At 60.6% G+C, this 12,785-nt stretch carries 13 protein-coding genes; 8 read left to right on the top strand and 5 right to left on the bottom strand.

Translation table 11 applies throughout. The features are described from left to right. Positions 1–2 precede the first annotated feature (2 nt). The 7 genes from AC1DEK_RS12315 to AC1DEK_RS12285 all read left to right on the top strand — a co-directional run bounded on the left by AC1DEK_RS12315 (position 3) and on the right by AC1DEK_RS12285 (position 6,266). Complete coding sequence (locus AC1DEK_RS12315; RefSeq protein ID WP_478125514.1) at positions 3–1,226, top strand: type II secretion system F family protein; 1,224 nt, start codon at positions 3–5, stop codon at positions 1,224–1,226. After that, entirely contained in the window at positions 1,226–2,068 is an 843-nt protein-coding gene (locus AC1DEK_RS12310) for a prepilin peptidase (protein WP_478125513.1), read from the top strand. Before AC1DEK_RS12315 ends, AC1DEK_RS12310 begins: the two co-directional genes overlap by 1 nt. 16 nt (positions 2,069–2,084) lie before the next feature. Next, entirely contained in the window at positions 2,085–2,687 is a 603-nt protein-coding gene (coaE, locus tag AC1DEK_RS12305) for a dephospho-CoA kinase (RefSeq protein WP_478125512.1), read from the top strand. A 74-nt stretch (positions 2,688–2,761) separates the two neighbouring features. Further along, entirely contained in the window at positions 2,762–4,255 is a 1,494-nt protein-coding gene (locus tag AC1DEK_RS12300) for an MBOAT family O-acyltransferase (protein WP_478125511.1), read from the top strand. A 1-nt stretch (position 4,256) separates the two neighbouring features. Beyond that, positions 4,257–5,270, top strand: a complete 1,014-nt coding sequence (locus AC1DEK_RS12295) for a hypothetical protein (RefSeq protein WP_478125510.1) — start codon at positions 4,257–4,259, stop codon at positions 5,268–5,270. A gap of 34 nt (positions 5,271–5,304) precedes the next feature. Then, on the top strand, positions 5,305–6,060 hold the full coding sequence (gene zapD, locus AC1DEK_RS12290; RefSeq protein WP_478125509.1) for a cell division protein ZapD: 756 nt from the start codon (positions 5,305–5,307) through the stop codon (positions 6,058–6,060). Next, positions 6,057–6,266 (top strand): DNA gyrase inhibitor YacG, encoded by a 210-nt coding sequence (locus AC1DEK_RS12285; protein WP_478125508.1) that lies wholly within the window; start codon positions 6,057–6,059, stop codon positions 6,264–6,266. The genes zapD and AC1DEK_RS12285 overlap by 4 nt, the downstream gene beginning before the upstream one ends. A gap of 22 nt (positions 6,267–6,288) precedes the next feature. On the opposite strand, the gene AC1DEK_RS12280 is transcribed toward AC1DEK_RS12285, so the two are convergent. Genes AC1DEK_RS12280 through secA form a run of 4 tightly spaced genes read right to left on the bottom strand, consistent with a single transcriptional unit; the run spans position 6,289 to position 11,612 of the window. Next, positions 6,289–6,717 (bottom strand): NUDIX domain-containing protein, encoded by a 429-nt coding sequence (locus tag AC1DEK_RS12280; protein ID WP_478125507.1) that lies wholly within the window; start codon positions 6,715–6,717, stop codon positions 6,289–6,291. Further along, complete coding sequence (locus AC1DEK_RS12275; RefSeq protein ID WP_478125506.1) at positions 6,717–7,586, bottom strand: ATP-binding protein; 870 nt, start codon at positions 7,584–7,586, stop codon at positions 6,717–6,719. The genes AC1DEK_RS12280 and AC1DEK_RS12275 overlap by 1 nt, the downstream gene beginning before the upstream one ends. Beyond that, the gene (gene argJ / locus AC1DEK_RS12270) at positions 7,583–8,812 is read right to left on the bottom strand and encodes a bifunctional glutamate N-acetyltransferase/amino-acid acetyltransferase ArgJ (RefSeq protein WP_478125505.1); all 1,230 of its coding nucleotides are present in this window, start codon (positions 8,810–8,812) and stop codon (positions 7,583–7,585) included. Before argJ ends, AC1DEK_RS12275 begins: the two co-directional genes overlap by 4 nt. Before the next feature lie 22 nt (positions 8,813–8,834). Next, positions 8,835–11,612 (bottom strand): preprotein translocase subunit SecA, encoded by a 2,778-nt coding sequence (gene secA / locus AC1DEK_RS12265; RefSeq protein ID WP_478125504.1) that lies wholly within the window; start codon positions 11,610–11,612, stop codon positions 8,835–8,837. Between the two features lie 176 nt (positions 11,613–11,788). Here secA and AC1DEK_RS12260 point away from each other — a divergent pair, with 176 nt between their 5' ends. Continuing rightward, entirely contained in the window at positions 11,789–12,094 is a 306-nt protein-coding gene (locus tag AC1DEK_RS12260; RefSeq protein ID WP_478125836.1) for a hypothetical protein, read from the top strand. Between the two features lies 1 nt (position 12,095). Here AC1DEK_RS12260 and AC1DEK_RS12255 read toward each other — a convergent pair whose 3' ends face one another. Further along, complete coding sequence (locus AC1DEK_RS12255; protein WP_478125503.1) at positions 12,096–12,740, bottom strand: PepSY-associated TM helix domain-containing protein; 645 nt, start codon at positions 12,738–12,740, stop codon at positions 12,096–12,098. Positions 12,741–12,785 lie beyond the last annotated feature (45 nt).

The following is a 12,785-nucleotide window of genomic DNA, read 5'->3' as shown; positions in this document are numbered from 1 at the left end:
CAATGGCAACGGCAGCAGCATCAAACCGAACGCTCAAGGAATACGTATTCGAGTGGGAAGGCAAAGACCGCAGCGGAAAGACAGTCCGCGGCGAGGTCCGGGCTGCTGGCGAAAACCAGGTACAGGCGGCGCTTCGACGGCAAGGCGTGCTGACGACGAAGATCAAGAAGCGTCGCATGCGCTCCGGCAAGGCGATCAAGCCGAAGGACATCGCCATCTTCACGCGCCAGTTGGCAACGATGATGAAGGCGGGCGTCCCCCTGCTGCAAGCCTTCGATATCGTGGGCCGCGGGAACGCCAATCCGAGCGTGGCCAAGCTGCTGAACGACATTCGCAGCGACGTGGAAACCGGCACCTCCCTCTCCGCCGCCTTTCGCAAGTTCCCGAAGTACTTCGACAACCTCTACTGCAATCTCGTCGAGGCCGGCGAGGCCGCCGGTATTCTTGAGGACCTGCTCGACCGCCTGGCCACTTACATGGAGAAGACGGAGGCGATCAAGTCGAAGATCAAATCGGCCCTGATGTATCCGACTTCCGTGATCGTGGTTGCGTTCGTGGTCGTGGCGATCATCATGATCTTCGTGATCCCCGCGTTCAAGCAGGTGTTCACGTCCTTCGGCGCAGACTTGCCTGCCCCGACGCTGATCGTCATGGGCATCAGCGAGTTCTTCGTCTCCTACTGGTGGTTGATCTTCGGAGTGATCGGCGGTGGAACGTACTTCTTCCTGCAAGCATGGAAGCGCAACGAGCGCGTTCAAAAAGTCATGGACCGGCTTCTGCTTCGCCTACCGATCTTCGGCGCGCTCATCGACAAGTCGTGCGTCGCACGCTGGACGCGAACACTTGCCACCATGTTTGCAGCAGGCGTCCCACTGGTCGAAGCACTCGATTCGGTCGGTGGTGCTTCCGGCAACTCTGTCTATGCGGAGGCCACGACCAAGATTCAGCAGGAAGTGTCGACCGGCACAAGCCTGACCACAGCGATGACCAACGCCAATCTGTTCCCTTCGATGGTCTTGCAGATGACTGCTATCGGAGAGGAATCGGGCTCTATCGACCACATGCTGGGCAAAGCCGCAGACTTCTACGAGAGCGAAGTCGATGACATGGTCGCCGGTCTCTCGAGCCTGATGGAACCCATCATCATCGTGTTCCTCGGGGTGATCATCGGCGGAATCGTCGTTTCGATGTATCTGCCCATCTTCAAGCTCGGTCAGGTCGTCTGATGCTCGTTTCGCAGGGGGTGGATGCCGCACTGGCCGGCTTGCTCGGATTGTTGATCGGCAGCTTCCTGAATGTCGTCATCTATCGCTTGCCCAAAATGCTCGAGCAGCAATGGGCGGCCGACTGCGCCAGCCTGAATGATTCGGAGCCTCCGTCCGCGGAGCGTTTCAATCTGATGGTGCCGCACTCGCGCTGCCAACAATGCGGCCACGTCATTCGCTGGTACGAGAACATTCCAGTGCTCAGCTATCTGCTTCTGCGCGGGAAGTGTTCGGCATGCAAGACGACCATCAGCATGCGTTATCCGGTGGTCGAACTGGTGACGGCTGCGCTCTTCGCGTGGTGCGTCTGGCGCATGCCAGGCTCCCTTGGGGGCCTCGCATGGTGTGGATTCGCAGCAGCCTTGCTGGCGTTGGCGCTGATCGACTGGGATACGACCCTCCTGCCTGACGACATCACACTTCCGTTGCTATGGGCAGGGTTGCTGGCGTCGATGGCCGGCTTCACCGGAACTTCGATAACGAACGCCATCTGGGGGGCGGTTGCCGGCTACTGTTCGCTCTGGGCCGTCTATTGGCTGTTCAAACTGACGACAGGGAAGGAAGGGATGGGCTACGGCGACTTCAAGCTGTTTGCTGCATTCGGCGCCTGGTTCGGCTGGCAGGCCTTGATACCGATCATCCTGATGGCATCGGTCATCGGCGTGATCGTCGGAGTCGCACTCAAGATCAACAGCAAGCTTCGCGAAGGCGGCTACGTGCCGTTCGGGCCGTTCCTCGCGGGTGCGGGCTTCACCGCCATGGTCTTCGGCCCCGATGCGATTCTCCGAGTGGTTGGCCTTTGAGAAGGACACTCGAATCATGCGCATCGGGCTGACCGGCGGCATAGGAAGCGGCAAGAGCACGGTCGCCTCCGAACTGGTTGCGCTGGGCGCGAATCTGGTCGATACCGATGCCATCGCGAGAGCGATGACTGCGCCGGGCGGCGCTGCGATGCCCGCATTGGAAGCCGAATTCGGCCGCTCCATCGTCACGCCCGAAGGCAGCATGGACCGCGCGCGCATGAGGGAAATCGCGTTTCTCGACCCCATGTCCAAGAGGCGGCTGGAAACCATCCTGCATCCGCTGATTGGAGTGGAGTGCGAGCGCCAAGCTGCCGCAGCGGTCACAGGACAACCCATCGTGTTCGACGTGCCGCTGCTGGTGGAATCAAAGCGTTGGCGTGGCATCGTCGATCGCGTTCTGGTGATCGACGCCAGCGAACAGACGCAACTCGAACGCGTGATCGCAAGGTCAGGCTGGACGCCCGATGCAGTCCGCGCGGTGATTGCCCAACAAGCCCATCGTGCTTTGCGCAGGGCGGCAGCAGATGCGGTGATCTACAACGAGCGGTTGACTCTTGCGGAACTCTCTTCCGTCGTGCGGGGTCTCTGGAAGCAGTGGACGGTCGCGGGCACGCGATAATCCGTGGCTAAGCCGGCCCTGCGCCGGACAACAAGAAAGCGGCGCGTCAATGAGCCCCGCGACAGATCCCAAAGATGCTCTTCAATTCATACGCGTTCATCTTCTGCTATTTCCCGATAGTCCTTTTCGGGTTCTTCCTCATCGGAAAGCGAAATGCGCGTGCTGCGGCCGGTTTTCTCGCGCTGGCCTCACTGTTCTTCTATGGCTGGTGGAGCATCAACGCTCTCCCACTGCTCATCGGATCGATCTGCTTCAACTATTGGGCGGGGCTGCGCCTGACGAACGGCCCCGGGCGGACTCTGTCCAGCAGAAAGCGAACGCTGGTCTTCGCGCTCGTGGTCAACCTTGGCGTGCTCGCCACCTTCAAGTACGCGAATTTCTTCTTGGCCAATGTGAATGAAGGCCTTTCCGTCGCCGGATTCACACCCCTGCCGTTGCTGCATATTGCGCTGCCGATCGGCATCTCTTTCTACACGTTCACGCAGATCGCTTTCCTGGTGGATTGCTGGCAAGACAAGGTCCACGAGCGCAGCTTCATTCACTACGCGCTATTCGTCACCTACTTTCCGCACTTGATCGCGGGTCCGGTGCTGCATCACGCGCAAATGATGCCGCAGTTCGCCAATCCGGCGACTTACAGAGTGGACTTGAACAAGGTTGCACTAGGTTTGGCGATCTTCGTATTCGGGCTGGCCAAGAAGCTGCTGATTGGCGACAAGGTGGGCGAATACGCCGACCTCATGTTCACGGGCGTCCACAACGGCGCGGTACCCACTCTCTACACGGCCTGGCTCGGGGTGCTCGCGTACACGCTTCAAATCTATTTCGACTTTTCGGGATATTCAGACATGGCCGTGGGCTTGTCGCTGTGCCTGGGCGTGCAGTTGCCGCTCAATTTCAATTCCCCCTATAAGTCGACCAGTCTCATCGAATTCTGGCGCCGCTGGCACATTTCGCTGTCAACGTTCCTTCGCGACTACCTGTACGTTCCTTTGGGGGGCAACCGCAAGGGGCCCGGGCGCCGGTACCTGAACCTCTTCATCACGATGCTGCTAGGCGGGCTATGGCATGGCGCTGCGTGGACGTTCGTCATATGGGGGGCCCTGCACGGCGCCTTTCTTGCGGTCAACCATCTCTGGAATGCCAAGGTGCGTCGCAACGCCAAGCCGGGGCGTTCGGCACGGGTCCTTGGCTGGTTCCTGACCTTCGTCTTCGTCATGATTGCCTGGGTCGTGTTTCGCGCGGAAAGCATGCATGCCGCGATCGAGATCTACAAGGGAATGCTCGGAATGCATGGCGCGCCGCTCGTCGCCTTCGAGGAATTCGGCCGTGTGCCGTCTCGCAAACCGGAGTTCTTCCAGACCTTGCTGGTTGGCCTGTTCATCTGTCTTGCGCTACCGCCGACGATCACGCTGCAGCGCTGGGTCCCTCAGGCTCAGGCGCTTGCTGGGCGGCCGCGTGCGGCGACAGCTTTCACTGCGTTCATGGCGCTTGTGACTGTCGTCCTTTTTGGCCTTTGCGTGTCGAGGTTGGGTACGTACAGCCCGTTCCTCTATTTCCAGTTCTGATATGACGCCCGCAAAACTTTGGTTGCAGATCTTCGCGGCGGGCTTCGCCGTTGTGGTCGCAATGCTGCTCATCACGATGGGAACGCCCATCCCTTATGGGGACCTGTCAAGAATTGGACAGGTATCGGACCACGAATTCGGCTGGCAGTTGGAGCCGCCCCATGTCGATCCTCAATATCTTCGAGGGTCGCCCATCACACAGGCCGACATTCTTGTGATCGGCGACAGCTTTTCCATGACCTACCGCTGGCAATCGGTACTCACCAGACAAGGCTACAAGATCTCCACCGTTTACTGGGGCGAACTCGGTGAGTCCCTCTGCGACGACTTCGATGCATGGCTCGACCGCGCCGGCTTCAAGGGCAAAGTCGTGGTGGTCGAGAGCGTCGAACGCCTGCTTCGAGATCGGCTGATCAACACGCAGAAGTGCGCCAAGATGCAAAAACCAATCGAGCCACTGGCCAAGCCGTTTTTCGAATCTCCCGAATACGTTCCTGGTTTCGCACTCAATTCGAAAGCCAAGCTGACCTCCGGCCTCACGACTTACCGGAATACGCGTGCCGCGAAGAAATCCGAAGGCACAACGCTGGCCGGCGAAGCGACCTGGGTGCGGCCCGTGCCTGATGGCTGCTCGATGTTCAGCAACCGCTTTTGCGAGAAGGCCTTGTTCTTCAAGGAAGACGACGACAACGGGGAGCTTACTGTCGAGAATGTTGCACAGATGAGCGCCTTCGACAAAGCCCACCCTTCCCGATCCATCATGTGGATGGTGGTGCCCAACAAGACGACAACCTACGTCATGCCGGATCACTCGAAAGATTTTGTGACGGCCTTCAACCATGCAGGCTTGGGACCGGACCTTTTCACGTTCGCGCAGGAGCAGAAGTCGAAAATCCGTGACTTCTACTTTCCCAACGACACCCACCTGTCGATGCATGGTCAGTTGGCGCTTGGCCAAGTCATGCTGGAGGCAATTCGTAAGATAGTGCCGCAACCGTCGATGAAGCCATCTTGACGCTATCATCGTCTCTGATCGGAAGCCGTCCCGCGTGATCCTTTACGAGTACCCATTCAACGAGCGCATCCGGACCTATTTGCGGCTGGAGCATCTGTTTCGCCGTCTTGGCGAACTCGTGCCTGCCGATTCGGCCCTGCTGCATCACTACGCACTTGTGACGATCTTCGAGATCATGGATGTGGCCGCGCGCGCCGACCTCAAGGCCGATTTGCTGCGAGACCTCGATAAGCACAAGAACGTGTTCAACAGCTATCGGGGAAACCCGGCGATTGCCGAGTCGGTGCTGGATCAGGTGGTCAGCAAGCTCGAGAGCAACTTCACAACCCTCAACAACATGCCTGGCAAGGCCGGCCAGGCGTTGACCGAGAACGAATGGCTCATGAGCATCCGCAGCCGTGCAAGCATTCCCGGCGGCACCTGTGAATTCGACCTCCCGGCCTATTTCGCGTGGCAGAACGGCCGCCCCCCCGAGCGACGCGCCGATCTGGAACGTTGGTCGTCGACGCTGGCGCCTTTGGCGGAATCGATTTATCTGCTGCTGAAACTACTGCGTGACGCGGACGTGCCTTACAAGGTCATGGCGGCGAACGGGCATTTTCAGCAGACTCTGCCGCAAGGCCGTAGCTTTCAGCTGTTGCGCTTGAAGATCGATCCCAAGCTGGGGCTGATTCCTGAAATCAGCGGAAACCGCCTGATGGTGTCTGTGCGGCTCATGCGCAAGGAGACAGACGATCGCTTGCGCCAGAGCACGGACGACACGCCATTCGAGCTGACTCTCTGCGCATGAGCCCCGTCAATTCTTTCGGCGAGCGCATCGTCAAGTGTCCCGCGTGCGGACAAGACAGCGCCTACGCACCAAGCAATCCTTATCGGCCATTCTGCAGCGCCCGCTGCAAGGGAATCGATCTCGGCGCATGGGCAAGTGAAGATTTCAGGATGCCCGCGGAAGCGCCGCCGGACGACGATCCTTTCGGCGACCCGAAGCGGCAATGACGCGCGAGGGCGTCAGCGCTGCTTAAATAACGCTGGGCCGGGTCCGTTCTTCAGCGAGCCACTCCAAGACGGGTAGCGCTCCGGGAAGCACCGGCGCCACATCGAGCGGCAATTGTTGCCAGCACATCGACTGGCCTTCACGCATTTCAAAGTCGCCCGCCCATGCAATGACCTTGCACCAGTGCAATCGAACAAGCGCGTGCGGATAGTCGTGCTCAGTGACTTTCCAAATGGCCGCGGAATCAATGGCGATGCCGAGTTCTTCGTGGAGTTCGCGGCGCAATGCCTGTTCGACCGTCTCACCGGCTTCGATCTTGCCGCCTGGAAACTCCCAGTAGCCTGCGTAGGGCTTCCCCTCGGGTCGCGTAGACAGCAGCAGCGCGCCATCCTCACGGATGAGGATGCCGACGGCAACCTCAGTGTGCTTGCGCGCGGTTGTGCTGGCGGGCATCAGGCGCGCCCCGCGTAATCTCGTGCGAACTGGTAGGCGACGCGTCCACTGCGCGAACCCCTTTCGAGTGCCCACACGAGCGCCTCCGGTCGCGCCGCCTCGATGGCTTTTGCTTCGACGCCAAACGACGAAAGCCACTGCGCGACGATCGTCAGGTATTCGTTCTGGCTGAACGGATAGAAGCTCACCCAGAGACCGAAACGCTCCGAGAGCGAAATCTTCTCTTCGATCACTTCGCCAGGATGCACTTCGCCGTCCTCCGTGTGGGTGTAGCTGAGGTTGTCCTTCATGTACTCCGGGAGCAAATGACGGCGGTTGCTGGTCGCGTAGATCAACACGTTGGGCGTCGCCGCAGCGATGGAGCCGTCCAGAATGGACTTGAGCGCCTTATAGCCCGGCTCCCCCTCGTCGAAGCTCAGGTCATCGCTGAAGATGATGAATCTCTCGGGCCTATTCGAAACGACCTCGATGATGTCCGGCAGGTCGGTCAACTCGGCCTTGTCGACCTCGATCAGGCGCAGACCCTGCGGCGCGTAGGCATGAAGACAGGCGCGGATCAGCGATGATTTCCCGGTGCCGCGGGCACCCGTCAGCAGAACGTTATTGGCCGGCTTGCCTTCGACGAACTGACGGGTATTGCGCTCGATTTTTTCCTTCTGAAGATCGATTTCTTTCAGCGCGTCGAGTGGCATCGTCGCAATATGGCGGACAGGTTCCAGCGTGCCGTGACCAGAACTGCGTCGCCGGTAGCGCCATGCGATGGATGCGTTCCAGTCGGCGGGCGCAGCCAACGGTTGCGGCAGGATCGACTCGATGCGACCCATCAGATGCTCGGCGCGCTCGATCAGGCGTTCGAACTTCTCGTTCATGACCTGTAGTCGGCGTTGATCGAAACGTAGTCGTGGCTGAGGTCGCAGGTCCAGACGGTGTCGGCAGCATCGCCGCGGCCAAGCGCAATGCGCACCAGGATCTCGCTCTGCTTCATCACCCGTTGACCGTCTTCCTCACGATAGGACGGATTGCGACCCCCCTTCACCGCCACGTGCACGTCATCCAGGAAAAGGTCGATGCCTGTCTGGTCCAGGTCGGCAATGCCGGCGTATCCGACCGCCGCCAGGATACGCCCAAGGTTCGGGTCGCTCGCATAGAACGCGGTCTTGACCAATGGCGAATGCGCGACCGCGTAGGCCACCTGCCGGCACTCGGCAGCGTCCTTGCCACCTTCGACACGAATCGTGATGAACTTGGTCGCACCTTCGCCGTCGCGGACGATGGCTTGCGCCAGTAGCCTAGCCACAGTCTGCATGGCCTCCAGCAAGGCGCGCCCCTCCGCGGAGTCGAGCGAGGTGATGGTGCCGTGGGCAGCCTTCTGCGTCGCAATGACCACGAACGAATCGTTGGTCGATGTATCCCCATCGATCGTCACACGATTGAAGGATGCTTCCGCCAGAGCCCTCGCGAGCGGCTGGATCAGCGATGCATCGATCTTCGCGTCAGTCGCCATGAAACCGAGCATCGTGGCCATGTTCGGACGGATCATCCCGGCACCCTTGCTGATGCCGGTGATCGTGACAGTCGCCCCGTCGATCATCACTTGCCGGCTGAAGGCCTTGGGCACCGTATCGGTCGTCATGATGCCTTCTGCGGCGCGCGCCCAGTTGGTCGCCTTCGCATCGGCCAAGGCAGCAGGCAAACCAGCCTCGATGCGGTCGATAGGCAGCGGCTCCATGATCACGCCAGTGGAAAAAGGCAGAATCTGCGCAGGGGCCAGGTTCAATTGCCGCGCAAGCGCAATACAGGTGGCACGCGTACGCATCAGGCCGTCCTCGCCCGTTCCGGCGTTCGCGTTGCCCGTGTTGATGAGCATCGCGCGAATCCCGAAATTTTTCTCGAGGTGATCGCGGCAGACCTGAACCGGCGCGGCGCAAAACCGGTTCTGCGTGAACACGCCGCCCACGGCGGCGCCTTCGTCGATCAGCACGACAGTCAGGTCCTTGCGGTTGGCCTTGCGCACGCCGGCTTCGGCGACGCCAATGCGAACACCTGGCACAGCGTGCAGCGCTGCGGGATCGGGGGCGGAGAGATTCACGGGCATCCAGACGTCCTCCAGATCGATATCAAGAAAGTTTGCCGTGGCAATGCTTGAATTTTTTACCACTGCCGCAGGGGCACGGATCGTTGCGCCCGACGCGCGCAAATGCGGCAGCGCCGGCGCCCAGTCCCATGGCAGCCTGGCGGCGAAGGCTTTCCTCGTCCACGCGCACTTCGACTTCGCCGGTCTCGGTCGGCGCCGTGTAAGTGACGTTCGCGAGGTTCTCACCTCGGCTTTCCATCGCTTCGGCAGCTTGCTCAAGCTGCTCGCTGGACTGGACGCGCACGGTCATGAGTTGACGGGTCACTTCGTTCTTGACGGAGTCGAGCAATTGACCGAAGAGCTCGAAAGCTTCGCGCTTGTATTCTTGCTTCGGCTGCTTCTGCGCGTAGCCGCGAAGGTGAATGCCCTGCCGCAGGTAATCAAGGGAAGCCAGGTGCTCACGCCAGTGTGTATCGATGCTTTGCAACAGAACCATGCGCTCGAACTGCGTGAAGTTCTCCTGCCCGATCAGCTCGACCTTGGCATCGAATGCCTTGTTGGCCTCGGCGACGACCTTTTCGACAACGTCTTCGTCGCCGATGGCCGTGGCGGCCTCGACCTCTTGCCGCAGCGGCAATTCGAGGTGCCAGTCCGCGGAGAGAGTCTTTTCCAGGCCCGCGAGATCCCATTGCTCCTCGACCGACTCGGCGGGCACGTACTGGCGAACGAGATCGTTGAAACAGCCCTCGCGCAGCGCCCCGATTTGCGCGGTGAGGTCACCCGCATCCAGGATGTCATTGCGCTGCTGGTAGATCACCTTGCGTTGGTCGTTCGAGACATCGTCGTATTCGAGCAGCTGCTTGCGGATGTCGAAGTTGCGCGCCTCGACCTTGCGCTGGGCACTCTCGATACTGCGCGTCACGATGCCCGCCTCGATGGCTTCGCCGTCGGGCATCTTGAGGCGATCCATGATCGCCTTCACGCGGTCGCCGGCAAAGATGCGCATCAGCGGATCGTCCAGGCTCAAATAGAAGCGGGACGAGCCAGGGTCGCCCTGCCGGCCCGAGCGGCCGCGCAGCTGGTTGTCGATGCGGCGAGATTCATGCCGTTCGGTGGCGATGATCCGCAAGCCGCCGAGCGACTTCACAAATTCGTGATCCTTCTCCCACTGGGCACGAAGCCGGGCGACCTCGGCAGCCTTGGCGCTGGCGTCGAGTTCTTCATTGGCTTCGACCGCTTCGATGGCTTTCTCGACATTTCCGCCCAGAACAATGTCGGTACCACGGCCCGCCATGTTGGTTGCAATGGTGATCATCTTGGTGCGGCCGGCCTGCGCGACGATGTCCGCTTCGCGTGCGTGTTGCTTCGCGTTGAGAACCTGGTGTGGCAGGTCGGCTTTCTCGAGCAAGCCTGCGATGATTTCGGAGTTTTCGATCGACGACGTGCCGACCAGCACGGGTTGGCCACGCTCATAGCACTCGCGAATGTCCTGGATGGCAGCTTCGTATTTTTCGCGCGTGGTCTTGTACACGCGGTCCAGCTGGTCATCGCGCTTGCTCGGGCGATTCGGCGGGATGATCATGGTCTCGAGACCATAGATTTCCTGGAATTCGTACGCTTCGGTGTCGGCCGTGCCGGTCATGCCGGCGAGCTTTGCGTAGAGGCGGAAATAGTTCTGAAAGGTGATCGAGGCGAGCGTCTGGTTCTCGGCCTGGATCTCGACGCCTTCCTTGGCTTCAACCGCCTGGTGCAAGCCGTCGCTCCAGCGCCGCCCAGTCATCAAACGGCCGGTGAACTCGTCGACGATGATCACTTCGCCTTGTTGCACGACGTAGTGCTGGTCGCGGTGATATAGATGCCGCGCGCGCAACGCTGCATTCAAGTGATGCATCAGCGTGATGTTGGCGGGGTCGTAGAGAGAGGCGCCTTCAGGAAGCAGCTTGAACTCGGCAAGAATCTTCTCTGCCTTTTCGTGGCCGTCTTCGGTCATGAACACCTGGTGAGTTTTTTCATCGACCGTGAAGTCTCCAGGCTTGGTAACGCCTTCGCCGGTGCGAGGATCAGCCTCGCCTTCCTGGCGAACCAGGAGCGGCACGACCTTGTTGATCGCAAGGTACAGGTCCGTGTGGTCTTCGGCCTGGCCGCTGATGATGAGCGGGGTCCGGGCTTCGTCGATAAGGATCGAGTCAACCTCGTCGACGATTGCGTAGTTCAAGCCGCGCTGAACCCGATCGCCGGGCTCGTACACCATGTTGTCGCGCAGGTAGTCGAAGCCGTACTCGTTGTTCGTGCCGTAGGTGATGTCGCTGCCGTAGGCCTGCTGCTTTTCTTCGCGCGGCATTTGCGGCAGGTTGATACCGACGGAAAGGCCGAGGTAGTTGTAGAGCCGACCCATCCAGGTGGCATCGCGGCTGGCGAGGTAGTCGTTCACCGTGACCACATGGACGCCCTTGCCGGTGAGCGCATTCAGGTAGACCGGAAGGGTCGCCGTCAGCGTCTTACCTTCACCGGTGCGCATCTCCGAGATCTTGCCGTTGTGGAGGGCCATGCCGCCCAGCAACTGGACGTCGAAGTGGCGCATCTTCATGACCCGCTTGGATGCTTCGCGCACCGTCGCAAAAGCCTCTGGCAAGAGTTCGTCGAGCGATTCGCCCTTGGCAACGCGATCCTTGAACTCCTGCGTCTTGCCGCGCAGCGCAGCTTCATCGAGCTTCTCGAACGACGGCTCCAGCGAGTTGATGCGTTCGACCGTCTTGCGATACTGCTTCAGAAGCCGGTCATTGCGACTGCCGAAAATTTGGGTCAGGAGGTTGGTGGCCATGAATGGAGATCGAAGGACACTCGCTGGATGCGGGCACTTCGACCGAAATCCCTAAGATAGACGAGAAGGAACTTGGGCGCGCTTTGCTGGAAAGCAAGCCGACCGGCCCGCAGGATTGCCGGCAAACCGCAGATTTTAGCCGCCTTGTCCAAACTCTTGAGTCCAGACCTTTGCCCATGAACCGCCGCTATCACGCCGTCACTTTGCTCCAGGCGACCGAGGAGTCGCCAACCCTGGCGAGCCTGACCGCCCGAGCGCGCGACGCGAACGAACGGCTCGCTGCCATCCAGGACCTGATCCCTGCCGAACTGCGCCCCACCATCAAGGCAGGGCCGGCGGAGGCAGATGTATGGTGCATGTTGGTCAGCGGCAGCGCCGCAGCGGCCAAGCTCCGTCACTTGGCGCCACTTTTCCTGTCGCGACTGAAGGCCAGGGGTTGGGACGTCGCCACCCTCCGCATCAAGGTCCAGACAGGCCGCTGAGTCAGAGCTGCGCCAAAACCAACCCGAGTGTGAGCACGACCGATGTGCCAAAAATGGTCAGGCCGACGCGCCGACGGCGATGGGTCAGCATCCACAGCGCCACGCCAGACACCGACAGGAAGATCAGACTCCCCGCCAGCGTGTCCACCAGCAGAATCCATGCGACCGGCATGCCGACCCCCTTGTGCAGATTTGCGAGCGTGGCGACAAACCCGTTGCTGGTGGTCGTGACACCCACCGAGCGATTGCCGCGCCAGTATTCCGCCTGAACAATGGCATCGGGACCGCCATAGTTGAAGACCCAGCGTTCCGGCTGCATCAAGGCTGGTTCACGAGGCGCGTCTTCGGGCGCGGAGGCGCTGGCGTGCTTGCCTTTCTCCGCCCAGCCGACCGGTTTCGAAGGTTCCACGCGCATGGAGTTCGGCGGGCCACTCTGCCCCAGCGCCGTCTGAAGCCAGGTGGCCATCTCCTTGGCGTTGGCCGGCGCCGGGTCGGGCAATGACAATTGCGCGTTAAGGCGCTGCTGGGCCATCGGCAATTTGAGCACCGCACGGTGGTTCAGCCATACGCCGGCCGTGCCGAAAATCAACCCGAGAATCGCGCCCCACAGGCCGATCCAACCGTGAGTCTTGCGAATCCATTGCACGAGCGCAGTGCGGCGTTGCCGGCTTCGAAGGCGCTCGTCAAGCGG

The sequence above is a fragment of the Variovorax sp. 10N420 genome (genome assembly GCF_056394705.1).
Note: the sequence above shows the minus strand (reverse complement) of the source record. Positions and strands in the feature narration are given on the sequence as shown.

Coding starts and splice junctions, on each gene's coding strand:
- AC1DEK_RS12315 (WP_478125514.1), top strand. CDS start 3: ATGGCAACGGCAGCAGCATCAAACCGAACGCTCAAGGAATACGTATTC.
- AC1DEK_RS12310 (WP_478125513.1), top strand. CDS start 1,226: ATGCTCGTTTCGCAGGGGGTGGATGCCGCACTGGCCGGCTTGCTCGGA.
- coaE (WP_478125512.1), top strand. CDS start 2,085: ATGCGCATCGGGCTGACCGGCGGCATAGGAAGCGGCAAGAGCACGGTC.
- AC1DEK_RS12300 (WP_478125511.1), top strand. CDS start 2,762: ATGCTCTTCAATTCATACGCGTTCATCTTCTGCTATTTCCCGATAGTC.
- AC1DEK_RS12295 (WP_478125510.1), top strand. CDS start 4,257: ATGACGCCCGCAAAACTTTGGTTGCAGATCTTCGCGGCGGGCTTCGCC.
- AC1DEK_RS12285 (WP_478125508.1), top strand. CDS start 6,057: ATGAGCCCCGTCAATTCTTTCGGCGAGCGCATCGTCAAGTGTCCCGCG.
- AC1DEK_RS12280 (WP_478125507.1), bottom strand. CDS start 6,717: ATGCCCGCCAGCACAACCGCGCGCAAGCACACTGAGGTTGCCGTCGGC.
- AC1DEK_RS12275 (WP_478125506.1), bottom strand. CDS start 7,586: ATGAACGAGAAGTTCGAACGCCTGATCGAGCGCGCCGAGCATCTGATG.
- argJ (WP_478125505.1), bottom strand. CDS start 8,812: ATGCCCGTGAATCTCTCCGCCCCCGATCCCGCAGCGCTGCACGCTGTG.
- secA (WP_478125504.1), bottom strand. CDS start 11,612: ATGGCCACCAACCTCCTGACCCAAATTTTCGGCAGTCGCAATGACCGG.
- AC1DEK_RS12260 (WP_478125836.1), top strand. CDS start 11,789: ATGAACCGCCGCTATCACGCCGTCACTTTGCTCCAGGCGACCGAGGAG.